This window comes from Variovorax sp. J2L1-78 (assembly GCF_030317205.1).
Lineage (GTDB): Bacteria > Pseudomonadota > Gammaproteobacteria > Burkholderiales > Burkholderiaceae_C > Variovorax > Variovorax arabinosiphilus.
The window spans coordinates 166,684-187,388 of the sequence record NZ_JASZYB010000001.1; the positions used below are offsets into that span (position 1 = coordinate 166,684).

A 20,705-nucleotide genomic window follows, 5' to 3' on the forward strand; every position below is an offset into this window, starting at 1 on the left:
GTATTCGTCATTGGGATGAGGGGTGGGGCGCGGGGTCGTCCGGCGCGTGCGCGGCGTCCGTGCGGCACCGGCCGACCGCCCACCACGCCGGCAGCAGCGCATGCACCTCGGGCCAGGCGAAACGCTCGTCGAACAGGTAGAGCACGCCGGCATCCTGCTCGGTGCGGATCACGCGGCCGGCGGCCTGCACCACCTTGCGCAGGCCCGGGTAGAGGTAGGTGTAGTCGTAGCCCCGCGCATCGCCGAAGCGCGCGTCGAGCCGCTCGCGCATCACCTCGTTCATCGCGTCGTGCTGCGGCAGGCCGAGGCTGGCGATGAAGGCGCCGATCAGCCGGTCGCCGGGCAGGTCGATGCCTTCGCCGAACGCGCCGCCGAGCACCGCGAAACCCACGCCGCGGCCCTCCACTCGGAAGCGCGCTACGAAGGCCTCGCGCTCGGCCTCGCGCATGGCGGTCGACTGGGTCCAGGTCGGCACACTGGGGTGCTCGTGCACGAAGCGCGCGTGTGCCTGTTCGAGGAATTCGAAGCTGCTGAAGAAGGCCAGGTAGTTGCCGGGCCGGCGTGCGTAGGTGTGGCCGATCAGCGCGGTCAGCTGCGGCAGCGAGCGCGGGCGATCGCGGTAGCGCGTCGACACATCGGTGACGACACGCACGTCCAGCTGGTGCGCCTGGAAGGGCGACGCCACCTCGACCTCGGCCGTGTTCTGCGGCAGCCCCAGCATGTCGCGGTAGAAGGCGAAGGGCGCGAGCGTGCCGGAGAAGCACACCGTGGTCATCGACGCCGCGAAGCGTGCCCGCAGGAAGGGCGCCGGCACGAGGTTGCGGATCGCGAGGCGGCCCGCCGTGTCGGTCGTCGGCCGCAGGCTCTCGAAGACGGAGTGGTCGGCCAGTGCATCGGCCAGCCGGGCGAACTGCAGGGCGTCGAAGAAAAAGCGTTGTAGGGGGCCTTGCGCAGTCTCGGGCGCTTGCGCGAAATGCTCGGCCAGCGCGGCAACGGCTTCCTGCAGCGCCGCCTGCAGGCGCTCGGGCACATCGTCGTGCGCCACGTACGTGTCGGACTGGTCGCGCTGCAGCGCGAGCCACTCGCGCCGCAGCCGGTCGATCGTCGGGCGCACGCCCGCGGGCGCCGTGGCGCGGGCCTGGTCGAGAGCGGCCAGGTCGAGCGGTGCCGAATACATGCCGCGCGCGCGTTCGAGCAGGTTGTGCGCCTCGTCGACCAGCACCGCCACCTGCCATTCCTCCTGCTTCGCCAGCGCATAGAGAAAGGCGCTGCCGTCGAACCAGTAGTTGTAGTCGGCCACGATCACATCGCTCCAGCGCACCATCTCCTGTGCGAGGAAGTAGGGGCACACGGTGTGCGCGAGCGCCACGCGGTGCAGCGTCGCGGTATCCAGTCGCCGTTGTCCGACCGCATCGGCACGCGCGGCGGGCAGGCGGTCGTAGAAGCCGCGCGCGAGCGGGCAGGCGTCGCCGTGGCAGGCGCGGCCGGGGTATTCGCACGCCTTCTCGCGCGCGGTCAGCTCGAGCACGCGCAGCGACTTCGCCGACTGCGCGCTCAGGCCGATGCCTTCCAGTGCAATCGCGCGGCCCGAGGTCTTGGCGGTGAGGAAGAACAGCTTGTCGGTGCCTTGGTTGGCCCAGCCGCGCAGCAAGGGAAAAGTGGTGGCGACCGTCTTGCCGATGCCCGTGGGGGCCTGCGCGATCAGGCAGCGCCGCGTCGAGGCGGCGCGGTACACGCCTTCGGCCAGTTCGCGCTGGCCGGCGCGAAAGCCGGCATGCGGGAAGGCGAGCGCGCCGAGTTCCTGCGCCAGCACCGTGCGATGCACGGTTTCCTGTCGTGCCCACGCCATGTAGCGGTGGCAGAGCGCCTCGAAATGGGTGCGCAGTGCCTCGGCGCTGCAGTGCTCCTCAAGCACGGTCTCTTCGCCGCTGGCGATGTCGAGGTAGACCAGCGCCACGTCGACGGCCGGCAGTGCGCGCACGCAGCAGAGCATCCAGCCGTAGGTCTTCGCCTGGGCCCAGTGCAGCGCGCGGTGGTTGGCGCGGAGGGCGGCGAATTCGCCGCGGAAGGTCTTGATCTCTTCCACGCGCAGCCGCTCGGCGTCGAAGCCGTCCGCCCGTCCGCGCACGCGCAGGCCTTCGAACGCGAGGGACAGCGAGACCTCGCACTCGTAATCGGCGCCGCGTCGCGCCTGCACCAGCAGATGCCCGGCCACGCCTTCCTGCGCACTCGGCGCCGGGACGAAGCGAAAGTCCAGGTCGCCCGCCTTCGCACCGAAGGCGCACAGCGCGCGCACCGACACGTTCTGCAGTGGCGTGGTGTCGGTGGCGGCGGGTGGGCTGGAGTTCACTGGATGAATATACAGCCCAGTGGCCCCGCCGTGGTCAACCGCTGGATGCGACCAGCTTTTTCCAGGCGGTCGGGTCCTGCGCCCGCAGCTGCTCGAGTTCGCGCTTCAACTGCGACAGCCGGTCGGCGGCCATCGACTGCTTGATCTCGCGCACCTCGTCTGCCAAAGCCTCGAAGGCGGTGATCCGCGGATCGCCGCGGTCGGTCTTCAACGACGCGCACAGCACCTCGACCGCCTCGATCACCTTGCCCAGTTGCCGGCCGTAGCTGAGCTTGCCGACGATGGCCTGTTCGACCTGCGGCGCCCGCGAATTCGTGGTGTTGATCACCACATTGCCGAAGGTCCAGCCCGGGTTGGGCGCGAAGCTGCCGGGCAGGCTGAAGGGCAGCCGCCAGTCGAAGAGGCTGGCGAATGTCGGCGGGGCGGTGGCGGGCATCGGCATCTCCGAGCGGTGGATGAGCGGATGCTCGCACGTCGGGCCCTCCGGGTCAGCCGGCCGGTTGGCCAGGCTGCGGCCGTGCTTTCGGTCGAGGCGCCGCGCGAACCAGTCCGTCAGCGGGCCGTGTGCAGCACGCGCACCATCGCGCGTTCCAGCGCCTCGCGGGTGTACGGTTTCTGCAGCAGCTCGCGCCCCGACGATGCGCCGGCCAGTTCCTGCGAAAAGCCCGACATCAGCAGTACCGGCAGCTGCGGCAGCCGCTGCTCGACGCGCTGGGCGAGTTCGGTACCGCGCAGGCCGAGGCCGAGGGAGATGTCGCTGAGCAGCAGGTCGAAGGCGGTGTCGGTGTCGAGCACCTCGAGCGCGGCTTCTGCGGTGGCGCAGGACGTGACCGCGCAGCTCATCGTCAGCAGGAACTGCTGGGCCACCTGCCGGACTTCGGCATCGTCCTCGACCAGAAGCACCCGCAGCCCGGTGGGCAAGCGGCCGCCCGCATCGGTCTCGGGGTTGTCGATGTCGTCTCCGTCGCCCAACTGCGGCAGGTAGAGCGTGATGGCCGTGCCGACGCCCAGCGTGCTGCGCAGACCGATGGCACCGCGCGACTGCTTGGCGAAGCCGTAGACCGTCGACAGGCCGAGCCCGGTGCCGCGGCCGACCTCCTTGGTGGTGAAGAAGGGCTCGAAGGCATGTTCCTGCACTGCCTCGGACATCCCGGTGCCGGTGTCGGCGACGGTGATCGCGACGTAGCCGCTTGCCGAGGGGCCGGTGGCTTCGGCGCGCAGTTCGGGCGGCAGCGCCGGCACGCTGCGGCAGGTGAAGGCCAGCGTGCCGCCCTGGGGCATGGCGTCGCGCGCGTTGATGGCGATGTTGAGCAGGGCCGATTCGAGCTGCACCGGGTCGGCCAGGCACAGCGCCTCATCGGCGTCCAGCGCGATCGCGATGCGCTGGTCCAGCGTGCGGCGGAGCATGTCGCCCAGCGAGTGCAGCAGGGCGGCGGCGTCGATCACCGTCGGCTGCAGCACCTGGCGGCGCGAGAAGGCGAGCAGCTTGCCGGTGAGTTCGGCGCCGCGGCGCGCAGCGCGCGTGGCCGCACCGAGGAGCTGCTGCACCATCGGCTCCTCGGCGTAGCCGGGCAGCTCTTCCAGCACCTGCAGGTTGCCGGAGATCACCGTCAGCAGGTTGTTGAAGTCGTGCGCGATGCCGCCCGTGAGCTGGCCCACGGTTTCCAGTCGTTGGGCGTGGTTGAGGGCCTCTTCGCTTTTCTCGCGCTGCAGCAGCGTCGCCAGCAGGCTGGCGAGCGAGTCGAGAAAGCGCAACTCGTCGTCGCCCAGGTGCTGCAGCGAGGCGCAGCGCACGGCCAGCGCACCGATGGTCCGGCCGCGGTCCGACAGCGGTACGGCCAGCAGGTGGCCGGTGTCGGCGCCGCTGCAAGGGCCCGCCCGTGCCGTGCCGCCGGTGGCGACCACGCGCGTGGCGAGTTCGACCACCTCCACCGGCACGGCCTGGCCGGCGCACTTGTCCGCCGTGAGCCCCGTGCCGGCAGCGATGCGGAAAGTCAGCCCGTCGGGTTCGAGCAGCAGCACCATGGCCGCATCGGCCTCGAGCGCTTCCGCGGCCATGGCCGGCACCTGCGCGAGCAGCGCCTGGGTGTCGCGCGCATCGACGGCGAGACGACCGAAGTGCGCCAGGTGTTCCGCATAGCGGGCACGCTGCAAGGCCTGCCGCACGCGCGGGTAGCTGCCCACGTCGCGAATGGCCGCCACCACGTAGGGCAGGCCGTGGTCGTGCAGCGGGCTCAGCGCGATCTCGACACGCACTTCGGAGCCGTCGCGCCGCCGGGCGACCAGGTCCATCTGCGTCCCCATGGGGCGGGAGCGCGGCTGCTCGCCATAGGCATGGCGGTAGGCCGCGTGGCGCGGGCGCACCGCGTCGGGCACGAGCGCTTCGACCGGCAGGCCGATCAGCGCGTCGCCGCTGTAGCCCAGGAGATCGACGGCGAAGGGGTTCGCCAGGACGATCGTGCCCTTGGCGTTGACCAGCAGCAGCGCGTCGGGGTAGGCGGTGAAGATCGAGCGGAAGACCTTGCCGTCCTCGGCATCGAAGTTGAAGGGAACATGGTCCATGGCGATCGCGGGCGGTCAGGCCGTGTCGACCCGCGGCGCGAACAGGTAGCCCGCGCCGCGGACCGACTTGATCATCTGCGGGCTGTCGGCGTCGCTCTCGATCTTGCGGCGCAAGCGTCCGATCTGCACATCGATGGTTCGGTCGAACGGGCCGCCATCGCGCCCGCGGGTGCGTTCCAGCAGGTAGTCGCGCGAAAGGACCCGGCCCGGCGCGTCGCTCAAGGCGTGCAGCAAGTCGAATTCGCCGCTGGTCAGCACGACCTCATGGCCCTGCGGCGCGGTCAGCCGTCGTGCCGCGACGTCGAGCTCCCAACCCTCGAAGCGCTTGGTCGAGGGGGGCGTCGCCGGTGTCGCCGCGCTCGCGGGCGCGAGTGCCGGCACGATCCGGCGCAGCACCGCCTTGATGCGCGCCAGCAACTCGCGCAGGTCGAAGGGTTTGGTGACGTAGTCGTCTGCGCCCACCTCCAGGCCCACCACCTTGTCGACCGCGTCGCCGCGTCCGGTGACGATCACCAGGCCGCATTGCCAGTGCTCACGCAGTTGCCGGGCGATGACGAAGCCGTCCTCCCCCGGCAGTCCCAGGTCCAGCAGCACCAGCACCGGGGGGTCGTTGGCCATCAGGGCGAGCAGGTCGCGGCCGCGGTGCAGCTGGCTGACGCGGAAGCCGTGGCCCTGCAGATACGTGGCCAGCAGCCGGGTGATGTCTTCTTCGTCGTCGAGGACGGCCAGGTGGAGGGGGGAGGTCACGGCGGCATGTTAGCGCCTGCGCGTGACCTTCTGCCAACCGGGACTCAGTGGGGCGAGTGCGTCTCGAACGCGGTCTGGCAGGCCGCGCAGCGCACGGCCGTGGGCTGCGCGAACAGCCGGGCGCGCGGGATGCCCTCTCCGCAATCGATGCACACGCCGTAGTCGCCCGTGCTCATGCGGTGCTCCGCGAGCGCGATGTCGCGCACGGTGGCCCGGTCGATGGCCGCTTCGGCCAGGCGCATGTCGTCGACACGCTCGGTCTCGGCTTCGTCGGCCCGGTCGTGCACTTCGGGGGCGAGCGACGCAGGCACGTCGACCTCGCGGAGCTCGTCGAGCGCCTTCCGGCGCATCGCTTCGAGCTGCTCGGCGAGACTGACGAGGTCGGAGGGGCTGAGGGGTTTCATGGTTCGGGTCCGGGCGTGTCAAAGGGCGGGCGGTCGCATGCGCAGGCGCTATTCGATGGACAGCGCGCCGCTGGGCAGGTGGACGCGCAGCGGCTTCTCGTCGGCGGTCTCGCGCACGGGTTCGGCCGGGGCGTCTGCGGCGCGCACGAGCAGCACGGGCACCGGCGACAGACGCAGCACGTACTCCGCGCTGCTGCCCAGCACCAGCCGGCCGACGCCGCGGCGGCCGTGCGTGCCGATGACGATCACGTCGGCCGGCCAGGTCTTGGCCTCGGACACGGTGAGTTCGTGCACGCGTCCTTCGACGCTGTCGTAGAGCACCGTCTCGGCCTCCAGGCCGGCAGCGGTGACTTGAGCTTTCGCGTCCTCGAGCACCTTGCGGCCGCCGTCGCGCAGGGTGTTCATCCAGTCGCCCGAGTAGCCGGCGTAGGCGTCCATCGCGAGCGCGAAGGACAGGTCGTCCACCACATGGATCAATCGCAGCTTGCCGTCGGTGAGGCGCGCAAGGCGGATGGCTTCTTGCAGACCGCGATCGGACGTCGGACTGCCGTCGACAGGGACCAGGATTCGTTGGTACATAGAGACGCTCCGTGGTGAGGGAAGGCGTTCAGTATGGAAGTCCGGGGGTCATGAAGGCTTGACGCGCGTCAAGCCTTCGGGGGGACGAAGCCGGGGTGGCTGGCGCACCTGGTCCACCCGGCGCACAGGGGCTGTATCGGTCCATGTGCAGGCGAATTCCGACAGACAGGGCTGGCCGGCCCGTCGACGATGGTGCTGTCGGCGCAGGCCCCTGCGTTGCACAGCGCTGTTTTCTCGAACCCTGGTGCGAGCGCGGAACGACCGTCTCGCCCTCCGCCGGAGCCTCGACCATGACCCGTGATGCCCTTCACGTCGCCGCTGTCGGCGACCCCGTCGTTTCCGTCGGCGCCTCTGCGGCGCAACACGACGGCTGCGTCGTCACCCTCTCTCGGGACGACCATGCCTACGCCAGCGTGCACGAGTGCGCAACGCGTCTTGCCTTCGCCGAGCGCATCGCGGCGCTCAAGGGGCTGGATTTCCGGGGTGAATATGTTCCCGGAGAGTCGTATGAGCGCCCGCTGTACTTCGTGCCGAGCGACACGCTGTCCGACACGCGTGAGGCGCAGTCACTGGGCATCACGGGGCCGCACGACCTCTTCGGGGGGGTGGTGCCGCATCCCTTCGTCTTGACCAAGGCCATCACCCATCCCTTGGTGCAGCCGGATGCGGCGTGCCCCGTTGGCTGGTCGAACGAGTTCGCCGCGCACGTGGCCGGCGCGGTGCTCACGGGCTTCACCGCCTTCTCACGGGACGATGCACGCGCCGCGGGCTGTGCGCTGCTCCGCCTGGGGGCCGTGCGCATCAAGCCCGTGCGGGCGACAGGTGGGCGCGGGCAACGGGTCGTGACGGACGCAGAGGCATTGCTGCAGTGTCTGGCCGAGATGGACGAGGCCGAACTGAGCGCGCATGGCGTGGTGCTGGAAGAGAATCTCACGGACCCCGTCACCTTCAGCGTCGGGCAGGTCGTCGTTGGCGGACTCACCGCGACCTACCATGGCACCCAATACCTGACGCGCGACCGACGCGGGAACGAGGTCTACGGCGGATCCGACCTGTGGCTGGTGCGCGGCGGCTTCGACGCCCTGCTGGCGACCCGGCCACCCTTCGACGTGCGCCTGGCGATCGATCAGGCCCGGCTCTATCACGACGCGGTGGCCGAGTGCTTCCCCGGCTTCTTCACCTCCCGGCTGAACTACGACGTCGCGCGCGGCCGTGGCCCGCTCGGACAGTGGCGCTCGGGCGTGCTGGAGCAATCGTGGCGCGTGGGCGGCGCGACCGGCGCCGAACTCGCTGCGCTCGAGCTTTTCCATCGCCGTCCGGAGCGTGACCGCGTCCATGCGCGCTGCGTCGAGGTTCACGGTGACCCGGGGGCCCTGCCACCGGGCGCCCTGGTCTATTACGAGGGCGAGGTGCCGGACGTCGGCAGGCTCACCAAGTACACCCTGATCGACCCGGCATGCTGAACACCCGACACAACACCGTCGACATTCCCGTCGACGACCAGCACATTGCCGGCACCCTCGTCGCGTCCTCCATGACGGTGCCCGGCGTTCTGCTGGTGCATGGTTGGGACGGCAACCAGGAGCAGTACATCCGCCGCGCACATCAGATCGCTGCATTGGGCTGTGTGTGCCTGACCTTCGACCTGCGTGGTCATGCGCGCCATGTCGCACAGCGACAGGAAGTCACGCGAGAAGACAACCTGCGCGATGTGCTGGCGGCCTACGACGTGCTGGTCAGCCACCCGACCGTCGACCCGGAGTCGATCGCCATCGTGGGCAGCAGCTACGGCGGCTACCTGGGGGCCATCGTGAGTTCGCTGCGACCGGTGCGCTGGCTGGCCTTGCGCGCGCCTGCGCTCTACCGGGACGGCGACTGGGACGTGCCCAAAGGCAAGCTGGACCGGGACGACCTGGCGACCTACCGGCGCATCCCGCTGGGCGCCGCCGACAATCGCGCGCTCGGGGCCTGTGCGGCCTTCCGTGGAGATGCGCTCATCGTGGAGTCCGAGCACGACAAGACCGTGCCGCATCCGGTGATCGAAAACTACCTGGCGGCCTTCAAGCGCGTGCGTTCGGTCACCTACCGCGTCATCTCGGACGCCGACCATGCGCTGTCCAAGGAGGAGTGGCGGCAGTCGTATGGCACCTTGCTCGTCTCGTGGATCACCGAAATGACCATGGGCGCGCGCGGCCATGCCGCAGCAGGGGAAGGCAGGCCGTTGCAGGCCAGACCGGCGTGAGCGGGATGTCTCTCCCAACGGCCGCCTTGCAATACCACCTGTTGCGGGAATGTGTCACGAAGTGTGTCTTAAACCGAGCGGCGCACGGTCTGGCGACGCAGAAGCGCGGAAAAGTCCCTCGGCCTTCATGACGTGAGCGGCTACAAACCCCCATCGAAGATTCACCGGAGGCAGCATGACGGGTTCTGGACGATTGGCATTGAGTGTGAACGAGCTGGAAGAAGGCGAGTTTCACTATGTCTTGCTCGAGGCAGTCACGATGCCCGGCGAGCTGCTCTGTTTCCGACCCCGTGAAATGGGCGAGCGGGCCCACACCACCCCCATCGACGCGTGGTTCTCGGGTCTGGGCGTCGTCAGGCGCCTGGAGGAGCGCTGACAACTCGGACGAAATCAGGGCTTCGATGCTTAGAATTTGCCTCTCTTCGAGGTGAGTAACTTGAGGCAGGTAAGGCAGCGATGGATTTCGAACTGTTCGTGGCGTTGTTCTGCGTGATCGGCATCGGGTGGCTCACGATCGTGCCGACCTACCGTGGATGGGGACATCTCGAACAGAAGATGGCCGAGCGTGTCGAGACGACCATCGCCGCCTTGGACGAGCCGGACTGACGGTCCTCCAGAGGCAACGGCGCGTCGCCCGTCGAGGCTGTAATTCTTTGGACTTACGTGCGAAGTCGCATGGATAAATATCCATGTAGGCGGACGTAGGACGAGCAGTCATCTGTGACATTGATCACAGAGCGTTTCTCAAGTTGTCCGCAATGATGCGGACATGTACAAACTCATCGCACTCCTTCTGGGCCCGTTGGCGATGGCCGCGTTGGTCTACAGCTTTGGCTTTGTGTCCATCCTGGTGTGCTTCGCCCTGGCACTTGCAACCCTTGTGTTCTCCAACGGACCGGGTGATGAGGAGTCGGCCCGTTTTGCCGCGGCCGAAGGTGCTGGCGAGCCCTCGACCTTCATGGGCGGACTCTGAGCGAGGGCGCCTGATCGCCCCACGGCAGATGCCTCTGCCCGTTCAGGGCACTGCGCCGCTTCAGGCGTATTGCGGTTGTGCTTCGTTCACGGACTTGGAGCGCGCCGGCACACGACGCGCATCCACCAGACGTGCGGTGAGCTGCGCCGTCATTTCGACCAGGGCTGCATCGCGTCGGCGCTCGTCTTCGCTCGGGCCCTTGCAGGCGGCATAGAGCGTTCCGTAGTTTCGGCCGTCGGCCAGCACCACCGGGACGCGGATGAAGCATCGCGCGAAGGGGCCGAACACCTGACGGCAGACTGCCAGCACATAGACGTCGCCCGTCGCGTCGTCATGGAATCCGCTGCGCGGCGCCATGGCGGTCGCTGGCTGCATCGGTGATTCGTCATGCAGTTCGGCGACGAATGCCGCGTCGGTGCCGTGCTGCTCTTTCAGCAGCGTCAAGACCTTCCGCACCGTTTCGTCGGCCATCGGGTCGCGCGACTGCGGCGTCGTGACCACCAGGTCGCAGGCCGTTACCTCGAGTGCGCCGAGGGCGTACTCGAAAGTGAAGGGGTTCGAGGCATCGGACATGGCGATCATTGGATTCGGGCAGAGGTCTCTATTGAACCTCGAAGAGGCCATAAATGAATACCTTTGTGTTCTTGAAAGCGGACATATTTCACGCAATCCGCCATCGATGCGAACCTAGGTACTCATTGCCGAGCCGTTAGCATTCGCGCTTGTCCCGCCATGTCGGCGGGGCAGACCCGTGATCGAGCCCCTCATGTCCACCGAAGCTTCCCAGACGCCGAGTTCCTGCCCGCTGTGCGTGGAACTCGTGCAGCACTCGGCCCGCGAAACGCCGCCGCATGCAGCCCTTCGACTGTTGAGCGCCAAGCCATGGGCCGAGGCGTTGAACAAGCGCGCGGCAGGCGCACTGGAGATCTACGTGTGCCAGGAATGCCACAAGGAGCGGGTGCGCGACACCAGTCCAACTTATTCGGCGCGGTGGATCTGAGCGGGTCGACGCAGGGTGAGTGCGGGGCGTCCAGTCGCTTTGCGGCTCTGATCGGACAAGCTCGACGCGCTGGTGGCGGCCACGGGCGACCTGCTGCGTGCGCAGGCCACCGCCATCGACCGTCAGAGAGCGGGTCCTGGCGCACGAAGCTCCTGACCGGTCTCATCAATGCTGATGCCAAAGAAGCCGAGCGCCTCATGAATGTTGTCGTCTGTCAGCGTCACAATTTCCTGGTCGACGTCTAGCCAAAACCGTTCCATTGCTGCCTTAAAGCGCGCGGCAGTCTCGTCCGTTCGAGGTTCTGTTTCCAATGGCTCTTTGGGCAACCTGCCGAAGAACTCAAGAATTTTGAGCTTTGTGTTGGGGAAGAGATTGAAGTGCATGCTCATGCCATGGGTCTTGATTGGGGGGTGATTGCGGAGGCACGTCGCGGTCTCGACGGGGCGGCATCAGGTTCACGGCCTGCTCGGCATCTAGGCCGTCAATGACCATTTCATGCGTCCCTGGCGCGCGCGGCCGCTGGCTCTCGCTACGACAACTCTAGCCGAGTGTTCAGCGGCGAATCACGGCGAGACACTTTGCAACTGCTTGCAGTGTGTCGATACATGCATCGACTTACTGCTTCAACCCCATTGTGACAACTCGCCGCTTGCGCGTTGACATCGCTTACTACAATCTGATTACGTTGTGCCCGGTCCTATGGCGACGTGGCGCCTAGTCACCTTGGACACACATGACCCGCAGTTTCGGTCTGGACATGGCACGCGTCGCCGCGATCGCCCTGGTCCTCCTCTCCCATTTCGCACACGACTTCGAATTCGTCGGCATCTTCGGCGTCGAGTTGTTCTTCGCGCTCAGCGGTTACCTGATCGGGGGCGTTCTGTATCGCTCGCTTCTGGCCACGCCGCGTTGGTCCTTCGAGGACGTCCGGGTCTTCTGGATGCGGCGCTGGTACCGCACGGTGCCGAACTACCTGCTTTTTTTGGTCGTCGCACTTTTCTTCCACGCGTACTTCGGGGGGCTGCCGACGGCTCGCCACCTGGCCGCGCATCTGCTCTTCATGCAGAACATGATGTCCGGCGACAACGCGTTCTATGGCGTGTCTTGGTCGCTGGCGGTCGAAGAATGGTTCTACCTGACTTTTCCCCTGGTGATCCTCGCCTTCACGGCCACCGGACTGCACAAACGTGCGGCCTTCGTTGCCACGACGGTGGTGTTCATCGTGGCACCCTCGGCGCTGCGCGAGTTCATGCTGATGCACTCGCCAGCCGAGAATGTGCGGATGATGACGCTTCCGCGCCTGGACGCCATCTTCTACGGGGTCGGCGCGGCCTTTTTGATGGGGCGCAGGCCCCTGGGTGATCGTGCGCGTCTCGCCTGCATGCTGGTCGGCCTGTCGCTCACGCTCACGCTCGCGCTGTTTGCGTTGTATGCGCTCGACATGGACGGTGTTGGCGTGTATCGCGCAACTTTCCTGCTCGCCCCTGCCTCGTTTGCGCTGATGCTTCCGTGGTTGCAGCGCCTCGCTATGCCGACGGGTCGACTGGTTTTCGTGCGCACGCCCATCAAAAACCTGAGCCTATGGTCCTACTCCATCTATCTGAGCCACATCCCCGTGCTGTTCACGGTGTATGAACTGTTCGGCCGCACTCGAGAGAGCACTGCCGTGAACGTACTGTCAAAGGTCGTTGGTTTGGTGGCCTGCTTGGGGTTGTCGCGCTTCGTCTTCGTGCATTTCGAGCAGCGGATCACCAATATGCGGCCCTCCGAGCGCTGTTTGCGGCTACCCCGCGGCAGCCGGTCAGCTCTTTGACGAACTTTTGACGTGCCTCGGCCTTTGACGATTCGATGTCGATACTCGGGGTTGCAAGATTGATGGATCTCGATGGCAACCCGTCGAACACCAGTGACCTCGAGCTCAAGATGATCAAGGAGCCGATGGCGCTGCAGCCGGTCCGACTAGGCCGCTGCTTGTTCTCGCGCGGTCCCGTCGGAGGCGAACTGCTCTAGCGAGGCGCCAGCAGCCAATGCATCTTTCAGCCAGCGTGGGCGAGGGCCAAAGCCGCTCCATGTGTTTCCGCTGTCGTCCCGGTATTGCTGCGCCACACGCTTTGCAGGCGCCTTGGATTTGCGCTTGCGACTTGTCGTGGGTTGGGCGTCCGACGCGAAGCTCTCGAGTGAACTCCCGGCAGCCAGTGCATCGCGAAGCCAATGAGGACGAGGCCCCCGACCTGACCAGACGTTGCCTTTACCGTCTGAGTACTTTGCAGCGCTGGATTCTTTGGACGACTGCGTGGCACCCGCGTTCGCGGTCTTCCGTGAGATCGCCTTTGCTCGACCGAAACCCAATTGCTCGGCCGTCAGTCCGTAGTGCTCGATGGCGACTTTGATGCGTTGCACCACGCCGCTGATCTCTTGGGTCTTGAGCTTCTCGGCTTGCCGTTGGAGTGCCTCGATCTGTCGCTGGAGTTGTAAGTAGGTTTGGGCCATGTCTGAATCCTCTGGTATGTCGTGCGACTTCATTCTCGCAGCTGGACATTGTCATGCCCTTGACAGCAGGCCACTCGCGGAGGACGTCTGGCCCCAGTCATCGCCCGTTGATTCACCCAGCCGGAACCTGTCCAGCGCGCAGCATCCCGCCCAGCACCCGGTGCTTTGACTGTTCGATGTGCGCCATCATCCGCGCCAGTGCACCTTCGCCATCACCGTCGGCAAGCGCACGAAGGAATTCCAGGTGCTCGCGCATCGCGGGCACCACCTGAACCGGCCGCATGGAGTCCGCGTCGTAGCGGATCAGGCGGACATGCAAGCTGTTGACGCGATAGATCTCCGTCAGGATCTCGTTGCCGATGGCGTCCACCATCAGGTCGTGCAGACCCCAATCCACGGCCTGGGCGTCGCGTTCGAGGTCGTCGTCCGGAAGGGGCTTCATCGCCCGCGTCAAGATGGCCTCGTGCTGGTCGATCAACCGCTGGATGGTGTCCTGGCTGGCCACCCGCGCGAAATTGACGACGGCTTCGCGTTCGACCATCGCCCGGACCTGCCAAGCATTGCGGATGAGCTTCATGTCCACCGAGGCAATCTGGAGACCACGCTGCGGCACCGTCTTGATCAGCCCGGCTGCTTCGAGCCGCGGGATCAATTCGCGCACCGCGCCCAGCGGCATCTGCAGCAGTTCCACGAGTTCGCGTTGAGAGACGAACTGCCCCGGACGGATCCGCGCGTCGATGATTTGCTGCCGGAAACCTTGGTACGCACGGCTTCGCTGGTTCAGGTGTGCGCCATCGGTGCTGGCTGACGCGGCGGCTTTCCGGGGTGCCGCGGAGGCAGTGGCAGGGTGGTTCATGACACGGATGGTAAGGGCGGAACAAGGGTTGGCGCTCGCTTGGTGCACGACTAGGGTTAATACTGACATACAACTAACATGTCAGTGAGTTTATAGTTCGGTCCACCGCGACCTTCGCGCTTTGCCAACACACCTTCCACTGGAGCAACTTCATGGGTCTTGATCTCACCGGCGTCATTCCGCCTCTCGTCACGCCGTTCACCGCCGATGGCAGCATCGACGAAGTCGCCTTCCGAAAGGTGATCCGGTTCAACCTGGACAAGAAGGTCCATGGCGTCTGTCCGGGCGGCAGCACAGGCGAGGGCCACACCTTCACGGTCGACGAGTTCAAGCGCGTCATGGAAATCACGGCGTCGGAAGTGGCCGGCGAGGTGCCGATCGTGGCCGGCATCATCTCGAACAGCACGCGCGATGCCATCAACCGTGCCAAAGCCATCTCGCATCTGTCGATCGCAGCCCTGCAGGTGACACCGGTCCACTATCTCTTCAAGCCGGACGAGGAGGCGACCCACAACCACTTCAAGGCGCTCACCGAAGCGGTGGACGTCCCTGTCGTGATCTACAACGTGGTGCCTTGGAACTACCTGAACCCCGCGCAGATGATCCGCCTCATGAAGGAGTTGCCGGGCGTCCAGGGCATCAAGCAGAGCCAGGGCGACCTCAAGCTCATGGCCGACCTCCTGCTGGGGGTGCCCGAGGGATGCAAGGTCTTCTCGGCGGTGGACGCTTTGCTGTACTCGTCGTTCGCACTGGGCGCCCACGGCACGATCGCGGCGACGCCGGCTGCTCTTCCGGGTGTGTGCGTCACCTTGTGGGACGCGGTGCAGGCTGGCGACCACAAGAAGGGGCTCGAGATCCACACGGCGATGCTCACGTTCTGGAACGCGCTGGTGGGCGACAGCCTGCCGGCCAACATCAAGACCTCCATCACCTTGCAGGGTTGCAACGCAGGCCTGCCGCGTGCACCGATGCCAGCCACCAAGCCGGAGCAACTGAACCGCATCAAGGCAGCGATGGACAACGTGCTGCGCTTCGACAACTAAAGCGATAACGCTACTGGAGACAAAAATGACCATCCAACGCAGACAGATCCTCACGTTCGGCGCGCTCGCCGCGGCGGGCAGCGCATTGAGCACTTCGGCCTGGGCACAGGGTTTCCCGAGCAAGCCGGTGACGCTGGTCGTGCCTTTCGCACCGGGCGGCAACACCGACATCGTGGCCCGAACCGTGGCCGTTGCGCTCGGCAAGGTGCTGGGTCAGTCGGTTGTGGTCGACAACCGGGCAGGGGCGGGCGGCTCCATCGGTGCGTCGCAGGTGGCCCGCGCCGCGCCCGATGGCTACACGCTCCTGCTGTGCGGTGCCGGCGTGATCGTCACCGTTCCGGAGATGGTCAAGACGAACTACAGCCGGACCAACTTCGCACCGCTTGGCCTGGTCAACAAGAGTTCGATGGTGCTGCTGTCGCGCAAGAACGAAACACGGTTCCGCAACTTCAAGGAACTCGCAGCGTATGCGCGCTCTGGCGAGGGGAAACTGACGGCCGCGCATTCGGGGCCGGGCACGCCGAACCACCTGGCATTGCTGCAGCTGGAAAGTCTGTTGAAGACCAAGTTCACCATCGTCAGCTATAAAGGTTCCGGGCCCGCCCTGGTCGACCTGATCGGTGGCCAGATCGACGTGCATTTCGACCAGGTGCCGAGTGCGCTGCCGCATCTCAAGGGCGGAAATCTTCAGGCATTGGCGGTACTCGGCCCCACGCAGGACCCGCTGCTGCCGGGCGTGCAGACCGTTGCGGAACTGGGTTTCGGCAACATCGACGGCACGACCTATGTGGGCGTGCTCGCGCCGAGCGGCCTCCCCAAGGACGTGCAAGACAAGCTCGTGTCGGCGTTGGCTCAGGCCATCAAAGACCCGCAGACGGTCAACAGCGCCCGGGAACTGGGCAGCGTGGCGCTGTCCAGTACCCCGCAGGAATTCGCACAGATCCTGGAAGCCGAATACACATTGGCCGCCCAGGCCACGAAAGACGGTCGCCTGAAGGTCGACTGAAACCCCGATCCACGCGCCCATCCGGGCACCTCCGGCCGCCGCACGCGCCCGCCGGTATCCGGCTGCGCGTCTTCTCTTTGCAAAGGCTGCATTCCACGTGAAAAAGATCCTCAACGACCCGAACGCCTACGTCGATGAAATGCTCGAGGGACTCTGCCTCGCGCATCCCGAACTGCAACGTCGCGGCGACGGCGGCCGGGTCATCGTTCGCAGCCGCGGCGCGGTGCCCGGCAAGGTGGGCATCGTCACGGGTGGCGGCTCGGGTCACCTGCCGGTCTTCCTGGGCTACGTCGGAGAAGGGCTGCTCGACAGCTGTGCCGTGGGCAACGTGTTCGCCGGGCCACGGATGGACGACTGCATCGAGGCGATGCGCGCAGCCGACAGTGGCGCAGGCGTGCTGCAGCTGTACGGGAACTACGGCGGCGACCGCATGAACTTCGACATGGCGGCGGAAATGCTCGAGTTCGAAGGCATGGCGACGGCCTCGGTGCGTGTGTGCGATGACGTGGCCAGTGCCCCGGCCGCGCAGGGCGACAAGCGCCGCGGCGTGGCGGGGCTCGTGCTCGTCTACAAGGTGGCCGGTGCCAGGGCAGCCGCCGGTGGCACGCTGGACCAGGTCGCTGCGGTGGCCCGCAAGGCCAACGCGGCGTGCCGCTCGATCGGTGTGGCCCTGTCACCCTGCGTGGTCCCGGAATCGGGTCAGGCGTCTTTCGCCATCGATGAGGGCGATGTCGAGTTCGGGATGGGCATCCATGGCGAACCCGGTATCTGGCGCGGTCCGCTCAAGCACGCCGACGCACTTGCCGACGAGATGCTGGCGCATGTGCTGCCGGAGCTTGCGCTCGCGGCCGGCGACAGGGCGGCCGTCCTCGTCAACAGCGTGGGCGCCACGCCGGCGGAAGAGCTCTACATCCTGTACCGCCGTGTGGCGCAGGTGATGGCAGAGCGCGGCGTGACGGTGGTGCGCCCGATGGTGGGTCGCTATGCGACCTCGATGGAGATGGCTGGTGCTTCGCTGAGCGTGATGAAGCTCGACGCCGAGCTGGAAACGCTGCTGGCCGCACCGGCCGAATGCCCCTTCTGGAGCGTGCGCTGATGCTGGACGTTGCCGCCCTGACCGCCGCGCTGCCGCGCTGGTGTGCCGCGATGCACGACGCCATGGCCGAACTCAATGCGCTGGATGGCCGCCTTGGCGATGCCGATCTCGGCGTCACGCTCGACAAATGCGCCACGCTGGTGGAGCAGGCGCTGCCCGACATGCCCGACACGCTGGAGGGCGTGTTCAAGCGTTGCGCGCAAGCGACCGCCAAGGCATCCGGCTCCAGTTTCGGGACGCTGCTCACCGTCGCACTGATGACCGGTGCGAAGCGCTGCGCCGGTACGACATCGCTCGGGCGCACCGATCTTGCCGAACTGCTGACCGACATCGTGCATGTGCTGTCGGCGCGTGGCGGTGCGGCGCTGGGCGACAAGACGGTGCTCGATGGACTGCAGGCCATCGCGCAGGCACTCGCCACGGCGCCGCAGGATGCTGCGCTGCGGCCCGCCGCACGACAGGCCGCACGCGATGCGCTCGACGCCTTTCGCGACAAGCCCAACCGCATGGGGCGCGCCCGCATGTTTGCCGACAAGACCATCGGCCTGGACGACCCCGGCATGGTCGCCTTGCAGCGCATGGTCGACGCCGTCTGACTGGCCAGCGAAGCCAAACAAATCTGGAGACAAAAAATGCTTGGACAAGTGGTTGTCAGCGGCCTGGCCATGGGCTGCATCTACGCGCTGATCGCACTCGGCTACGCCTATGTGTGGAACACGATGGCGATCGTCAATTTCGCCGCAGGCGAATTTTTGACTTTCTCGGCTTTCGTGTTCATCGCGACCTTCACGGTGAGCCTGCAACTGCCGTTCTGGCTGGCCGCACTGGCGACGGCGGCCGTCATGGCGGTGCTCGGTGCGCTTTTCTCGCGGCTGGTGTTTGCGCGCCTGCAGCGGCAAAAGGCACTGGTGGCCATCATTGCCACGGTGGGCTTCGGCATCTTCCTGAAGGAGCTCGCCCGCATCATCTACGGCCCCGAGCCGCTGCTCTACGCCAGTCCTTTCGGGGATGGCGTGGTGGAAGCGGCCGGGCTGCGCATCCCGGTGCAGCAACTCGTGATCATGGTGGTGGTCGTCGTGGTCATGGCGCTGCAGTACCTGGTGCTGCGGTACAGCATGATCGGAAAAGTGATGCGCGCGACGGCGCTGGATCGCGAGACGGCACTGCTGATGGGCATTCCGGTCAACCGTGTGCTTGCGGGCACCTTCGCGTTCTCATCCGTGCTCGCAGCCCTTGCCGGCATCCTGCTGGCACCGCTCTTCTACGTGACGACCGAGATGGGCACGCTGGTCGGCCTCAAGGGGTTTGTCGCCATGATCATCGGTGGCTTCGGAAGCGTGCCGGGCGCCATCCTGGGCGGCGTGCTCCTGGGCGTCATAGAGAACGTGGGTGCCTTCACGATCTCCTCGACCTACAAGGATGCGATCGCTTTTGCAGTGCTGCTGGTGTTCCTGCTGGTGCGTCCGCAGGGATTGCTGCCCGAACGCAACGCTGACCGGGCCTGAGGACATCGTCATGACAAGGACCTGGATGCGCCCTCTGGCGTGGCTGCTGGTGCTGATGGCGCTTGCGCTGCCCTTCCTGCTCGACCTCAACATCTACTACCTGCACGTGCTCAATCTGACGTGGATCTTCGCGATTGCCGCGTTGGGTCTGCAGGTGGCGACCGGAATCACCGGCCAGATCGTGCTCGGCCAGGCAGCGCTGGTGGGCTTCGGGGCCTATGCGACGGCCCTGTTCATGATGTGGCTGTCCATGCCGTGGTTCGTTGCGCTGCCAGCTGCGATGGTGCTGACCGCCGGGGTTGGCGTTTTGCTCGGCGCTGTGAGCACGCGGATCAAGGGCCACTATCTGGCCATCGTGACTCTGGCGCTCAACGAGATCTTCCGGATGGTCGCGCTCAACGAAGAGTGGCTCACCGGCGGTCCGATGGGCATGCGCGATATCCCCACCCTGAACATCCCGGCACTGGGCGACCATCTCGACAGGCAGCTGTACTTTCCGCTGCTCGGGGTGTGTCTGGCCGCCTACGCCTTGATGGTCTTCTTCTATCGCACGCGCATCGGTCGCAGCATGCGCGCGGTGCGGGATGACGAGATTGCGGCCGAGGCCATGGGCGTTGACTCGCGACGCGTCAAGACCATCGCGTTCGTCGTGTGCAGCACGTGGGCGGCATTGGCCGGTGGCTTGTACGTGCTGCTGGTCGGCTTCACGGCGCCGAGCAACTTCACCGTCTTCGAGAGTATCAAGATGATGCTGATGGTGGTACTTGGCGGTCTCGGCTCGATCGCAGGAACCTTCCTGGGCGCGCTGGTGATCACGGTGTTGCCCGAAGCGCTCCGCGGCCTTCAGACTTATTACCTGGCAGCGTTCGGTATCGGTGTGGTGGTCATCCTGCTGGTGGCACCGCGTGGCCTCGGTGTCGTGGGCGACTGGCTACTCGGTTCCTTCCTGACCGGCGAGCGCAAGCCGGTGGACAACGCGCCGGCCACGCCGCTGAACCTGACGGCAGCCGCCATGGCGGCCAGCACGGCGCTGACGGGTCACCCCCATGCAGGGCCTTTGGGCGAAACACTCCTGCGTGTGCGCAGCGTGTCGCGCGCCTTCGGCGGCGTCAAGGCCCTGAATGACGTGAGCTTCGAAGTCCGCCGTGGCGAGATCCTCGGGCTCATCGGACCCAACGGCTCGGGCAAGTCGACCCTGATCAACGCTTGTTCCGGCACCGTCGCCGTCGAAGGCACGATCGAACTGGGCGGCGACCGGATCGACAACCGGCCCCCCTGGACCATCCACGGCCATGGCGTCGCGCGCATCTTTCAAAACGTCCGACTCTGGGAATCGATGACGGTGCTGGAAAACGTCATGGTCGCTTACCGCGCACCCCTCGGCCAGTTGGGGTCGCGCGAAGCGCACAGTCGCTCGGCGGCGCACGAGGCGCTCACCGGCATGGGCGTCGGCCACCTGGCGCATCGGCGGGCAGGCGACCTGTCCTTCGGTCAGAGCCGGCTGGTCGAGATGGCACGCGCGGTCGTCAACAAGCCCCGCCTGTTGTTGCTCGACGAGCCGGCCGCGGGTCTGCGGGGCGGGCTGATCCTGGAACTCTCTCAGATCCTGCAGCACTTGCGCTCGCAGGGCATGTCGATCCTGGTCGTTGAACACCGTATCAAGCTCGTGATGAGCATGTGCGACCGCATCGTGGTGCTGAACCTCGGCGACAAGATCGCCGACGGCACGCCGGCGCAGGTCATGGACATGCCTGCCGTCATCGAGGCCTACCTGGGCGAACGGGTGCCCGAGGAAGCACCGCAGCCCCTGCGGCATCCCCCAGTCACCGTCTGAACCCGATCTTGCAACCAC

Annotated in this window: 23 protein-coding genes; 13 read left to right on the forward strand and 10 right to left on the reverse strand. The window is 66.4% G+C overall.

Features of this window, described 5'->3' with window-relative positions:
• Positions 1 to 7 precede the first annotated feature (7 nt).
• The 6 genes from QTH86_RS00760 to QTH86_RS00785 all read right to left on the reverse strand — a co-directional run bounded on the left by QTH86_RS00760 (position 8) and on the right by QTH86_RS00785 (position 6,642).
• Entirely contained in the window at positions 8 to 2,350 is a 2,343-nt protein-coding gene (locus tag QTH86_RS00760; protein ID WP_286646566.1) for an ATP-dependent DNA helicase, read from the reverse strand.
• Positions 2,351 to 2,384: 34 nt separating this feature from the next.
• Entirely contained in the window at positions 2,385 to 2,786 is a 402-nt protein-coding gene (locus tag QTH86_RS00765; RefSeq protein ID WP_286646565.1) for a hypothetical protein, read from the reverse strand.
• A 116-nt stretch (positions 2,787 to 2,902) separates the two neighbouring features.
• Positions 2,903 to 4,912 (reverse strand): PAS domain S-box protein, encoded by a 2,010-nt coding sequence (locus QTH86_RS00770; RefSeq protein WP_286646564.1) that lies wholly within the window; start codon positions 4,910 to 4,912, stop codon positions 2,903 to 2,905.
• Positions 4,913 to 4,927: 15 nt separating this feature from the next.
• Entirely contained in the window at positions 4,928 to 5,659 is a 732-nt protein-coding gene (locus QTH86_RS00775) for a winged helix-turn-helix domain-containing protein (RefSeq protein ID WP_286646563.1), read from the reverse strand.
• Between the two features lie 44 nt (positions 5,660 to 5,703).
• Positions 5,704 to 6,063: a TraR/DksA family transcriptional regulator gene (locus tag QTH86_RS00780; protein WP_286646562.1), complete on the reverse strand. Its 360-nt coding sequence runs from the start codon at positions 6,061 to 6,063 to the stop codon at positions 5,704 to 5,706.
• Between the two features lie 48 nt (positions 6,064 to 6,111).
• A complete protein-coding gene (locus QTH86_RS00785) occupies positions 6,112 to 6,642 on the reverse strand; it encodes a universal stress protein (protein WP_286646561.1) in 531 nt (176 codons plus the stop codon).
• Between the two features lie 290 nt (positions 6,643 to 6,932).
• Between QTH86_RS00785 and QTH86_RS00790 the strand changes: the two genes are divergently transcribed.
• The 5 genes from QTH86_RS00790 to QTH86_RS00810 all read left to right on the forward strand — a co-directional run bounded on the left by QTH86_RS00790 (position 6,933) and on the right by QTH86_RS00810 (position 9,857).
• A complete protein-coding gene (locus QTH86_RS00790; protein WP_286646560.1) occupies positions 6,933 to 8,105 on the forward strand; it encodes a DUF3182 family protein in 1,173 nt (390 codons plus the stop codon).
• Positions 8,102 to 8,884, forward strand: a complete 783-nt coding sequence (locus QTH86_RS00795; protein ID WP_444813779.1) for an alpha/beta hydrolase family protein — start codon at positions 8,102 to 8,104, stop codon at positions 8,882 to 8,884. The genes QTH86_RS00790 and QTH86_RS00795 overlap by 4 nt, the downstream gene beginning before the upstream one ends.
• Before the next feature lie 175 nt (positions 8,885 to 9,059).
• Entirely contained in the window at positions 9,060 to 9,260 is a 201-nt protein-coding gene (locus QTH86_RS00800; protein WP_286646558.1) for a hypothetical protein, read from the forward strand.
• 80 nt (positions 9,261 to 9,340) lie between these two features.
• Entirely contained in the window at positions 9,341 to 9,490 is a 150-nt protein-coding gene (locus QTH86_RS00805; RefSeq protein ID WP_262076858.1) for a hypothetical protein, read from the forward strand.
• A 163-nt stretch (positions 9,491 to 9,653) separates the two neighbouring features.
• On the forward strand, positions 9,654 to 9,857 hold the full coding sequence (locus QTH86_RS00810; protein ID WP_286646557.1) for a hypothetical protein: 204 nt from the start codon (positions 9,654 to 9,656) through the stop codon (positions 9,855 to 9,857).
• A gap of 60 nt (positions 9,858 to 9,917) precedes the next feature.
• On the opposite strand, the gene QTH86_RS00815 is transcribed toward QTH86_RS00810, so the two are convergent.
• Complete coding sequence (locus QTH86_RS00815) at positions 9,918 to 10,430, reverse strand: hypothetical protein (protein WP_286646556.1); 513 nt, start codon at positions 10,428 to 10,430, stop codon at positions 9,918 to 9,920.
• A 193-nt stretch (positions 10,431 to 10,623) separates the two neighbouring features.
• Here QTH86_RS00815 and QTH86_RS00820 point away from each other — a divergent pair, with 193 nt between their 5' ends.
• Positions 10,624 to 10,857, forward strand: coding sequence for a hypothetical protein (locus QTH86_RS00820; RefSeq protein WP_286646555.1), 234 nt, complete (start codon positions 10,624 to 10,626; stop codon positions 10,855 to 10,857).
• A gap of 122 nt (positions 10,858 to 10,979) precedes the next feature.
• Here the strand turns inward: QTH86_RS00820 and QTH86_RS00825 are convergent, their stop codons facing one another.
• Complete coding sequence (locus tag QTH86_RS00825) at positions 10,980 to 11,246, reverse strand: hypothetical protein (RefSeq protein WP_286646554.1); 267 nt, start codon at positions 11,244 to 11,246, stop codon at positions 10,980 to 10,982.
• A gap of 344 nt (positions 11,247 to 11,590) precedes the next feature.
• Here QTH86_RS00825 and QTH86_RS00830 point away from each other — a divergent pair, with 344 nt between their 5' ends.
• Positions 11,591 to 12,670 (forward strand): acyltransferase family protein, encoded by a 1,080-nt coding sequence (locus QTH86_RS00830; protein ID WP_286646553.1) that lies wholly within the window; start codon positions 11,591 to 11,593, stop codon positions 12,668 to 12,670.
• Positions 12,671 to 12,816: 146 nt separating this feature from the next.
• Here the strand turns inward: QTH86_RS00830 and QTH86_RS00835 are convergent, their stop codons facing one another.
• The gene (locus QTH86_RS00835) at positions 12,817 to 13,347 is read right to left on the reverse strand and encodes an H-NS family nucleoid-associated regulatory protein (protein ID WP_286646552.1); all 531 of its coding nucleotides are present in this window, start codon (positions 13,345 to 13,347) and stop codon (positions 12,817 to 12,819) included.
• A 112-nt stretch (positions 13,348 to 13,459) separates the two neighbouring features.
• Positions 13,460 to 14,203: a GntR family transcriptional regulator gene (locus QTH86_RS00840; protein WP_286646551.1), complete on the reverse strand. Its 744-nt coding sequence runs from the start codon at positions 14,201 to 14,203 to the stop codon at positions 13,460 to 13,462.
• Between the two features lie 152 nt (positions 14,204 to 14,355).
• Between QTH86_RS00840 and QTH86_RS00845 the strand changes: the two genes are divergently transcribed.
• From QTH86_RS00845 to QTH86_RS00870, 6 genes are all read left to right on the forward strand, one after another.
• The gene (locus QTH86_RS00845; RefSeq protein WP_286646550.1) at positions 14,356 to 15,246 is read left to right on the forward strand and encodes a dihydrodipicolinate synthase family protein; all 891 of its coding nucleotides are present in this window, start codon (positions 14,356 to 14,358) and stop codon (positions 15,244 to 15,246) included.
• A 25-nt stretch (positions 15,247 to 15,271) separates the two neighbouring features.
• Positions 15,272 to 16,252: a Bug family tripartite tricarboxylate transporter substrate binding protein gene (locus QTH86_RS00850; protein ID WP_286646549.1), complete on the forward strand. Its 981-nt coding sequence runs from the start codon at positions 15,272 to 15,274 to the stop codon at positions 16,250 to 16,252.
• 97 nt (positions 16,253 to 16,349) lie between these two features.
• Entirely contained in the window at positions 16,350 to 17,348 is a 999-nt protein-coding gene (locus QTH86_RS00855) for a dihydroxyacetone kinase subunit DhaK (protein ID WP_286646548.1), read from the forward strand.
• Positions 17,348 to 17,944: a dihydroxyacetone kinase subunit L gene (locus QTH86_RS00860; RefSeq protein ID WP_286646547.1), complete on the forward strand. Its 597-nt coding sequence runs from the start codon at positions 17,348 to 17,350 to the stop codon at positions 17,942 to 17,944. Before QTH86_RS00855 ends, QTH86_RS00860 begins: the two co-directional genes overlap by 1 nt.
• Before the next feature lie 36 nt (positions 17,945 to 17,980).
• Entirely contained in the window at positions 17,981 to 18,853 is an 873-nt protein-coding gene (locus QTH86_RS00865; RefSeq protein WP_286646546.1) for a branched-chain amino acid ABC transporter permease, read from the forward strand.
• Between the two features lie 10 nt (positions 18,854 to 18,863).
• Positions 18,864 to 20,687: a branched-chain amino acid ABC transporter ATP-binding protein/permease gene (locus QTH86_RS00870; RefSeq protein ID WP_286646545.1), complete on the forward strand. Its 1,824-nt coding sequence runs from the start codon at positions 18,864 to 18,866 to the stop codon at positions 20,685 to 20,687.
• The last annotated feature ends 18 nt before the right edge of the window (positions 20,688 to 20,705 follow it).

Bases quoted from the DNA above. Each gene is read 5' to 3' on its own strand.
- QTH86_RS00765 (WP_286646565.1), bottom strand. From the start codon at position 2,786: ATGCCCGCCACCGCCCCGCCGACATTCGCCAGCCTCTTCGACTGGCGG.
- QTH86_RS00770 (WP_286646564.1), bottom strand. From the start codon at position 4,912: ATGGACCATGTTCCCTTCAACTTCGATGCCGAGGACGGCAAGGTCTTC.
- QTH86_RS00780 (WP_286646562.1), bottom strand. From the start codon at position 6,063: ATGAAACCCCTCAGCCCCTCCGACCTCGTCAGTCTCGCCGAGCAGCTC.
- QTH86_RS00785 (WP_286646561.1), bottom strand. From the start codon at position 6,642: ATGTACCAACGAATCCTGGTCCCTGTCGACGGCAGTCCGACGTCCGAT.
- QTH86_RS00790 (WP_286646560.1), top strand. From the start codon at position 6,933: ATGACCCGTGATGCCCTTCACGTCGCCGCTGTCGGCGACCCCGTCGTT.
- QTH86_RS00800 (WP_286646558.1), top strand. From the start codon at position 9,060: ATGACGGGTTCTGGACGATTGGCATTGAGTGTGAACGAGCTGGAAGAA.
- QTH86_RS00805 (WP_262076858.1), top strand. From the start codon at position 9,341: ATGGATTTCGAACTGTTCGTGGCGTTGTTCTGCGTGATCGGCATCGGG.
- QTH86_RS00810 (WP_286646557.1), top strand. From the start codon at position 9,654: ATGTACAAACTCATCGCACTCCTTCTGGGCCCGTTGGCGATGGCCGCG.
- QTH86_RS00815 (WP_286646556.1), bottom strand. From the start codon at position 10,430: ATGTCCGATGCCTCGAACCCCTTCACTTTCGAGTACGCCCTCGGCGCA.
- QTH86_RS00820 (WP_286646555.1), top strand. From the start codon at position 10,624: ATGTCCACCGAAGCTTCCCAGACGCCGAGTTCCTGCCCGCTGTGCGTG.
- QTH86_RS00825 (WP_286646554.1), bottom strand. From the start codon at position 11,246: ATGAGCATGCACTTCAATCTCTTCCCCAACACAAAGCTCAAAATTCTT.
- QTH86_RS00830 (WP_286646553.1), top strand. From the start codon at position 11,591: ATGACCCGCAGTTTCGGTCTGGACATGGCACGCGTCGCCGCGATCGCC.
- QTH86_RS00835 (WP_286646552.1), bottom strand. From the start codon at position 13,347: ATGGCCCAAACCTACTTACAACTCCAGCGACAGATCGAGGCACTCCAA.
- QTH86_RS00840 (WP_286646551.1), bottom strand. From the start codon at position 14,203: ATGAACCACCCTGCCACTGCCTCCGCGGCACCCCGGAAAGCCGCCGCG.
- QTH86_RS00845 (WP_286646550.1), top strand. From the start codon at position 14,356: ATGGGTCTTGATCTCACCGGCGTCATTCCGCCTCTCGTCACGCCGTTC.
- QTH86_RS00850 (WP_286646549.1), top strand. From the start codon at position 15,272: ATGACCATCCAACGCAGACAGATCCTCACGTTCGGCGCGCTCGCCGCG.
- QTH86_RS00860 (WP_286646547.1), top strand. From the start codon at position 17,348: ATGCTGGACGTTGCCGCCCTGACCGCCGCGCTGCCGCGCTGGTGTGCC.
- QTH86_RS00865 (WP_286646546.1), top strand. From the start codon at position 17,981: ATGCTTGGACAAGTGGTTGTCAGCGGCCTGGCCATGGGCTGCATCTAC.
- QTH86_RS00870 (WP_286646545.1), top strand. From the start codon at position 18,864: ATGACAAGGACCTGGATGCGCCCTCTGGCGTGGCTGCTGGTGCTGATG.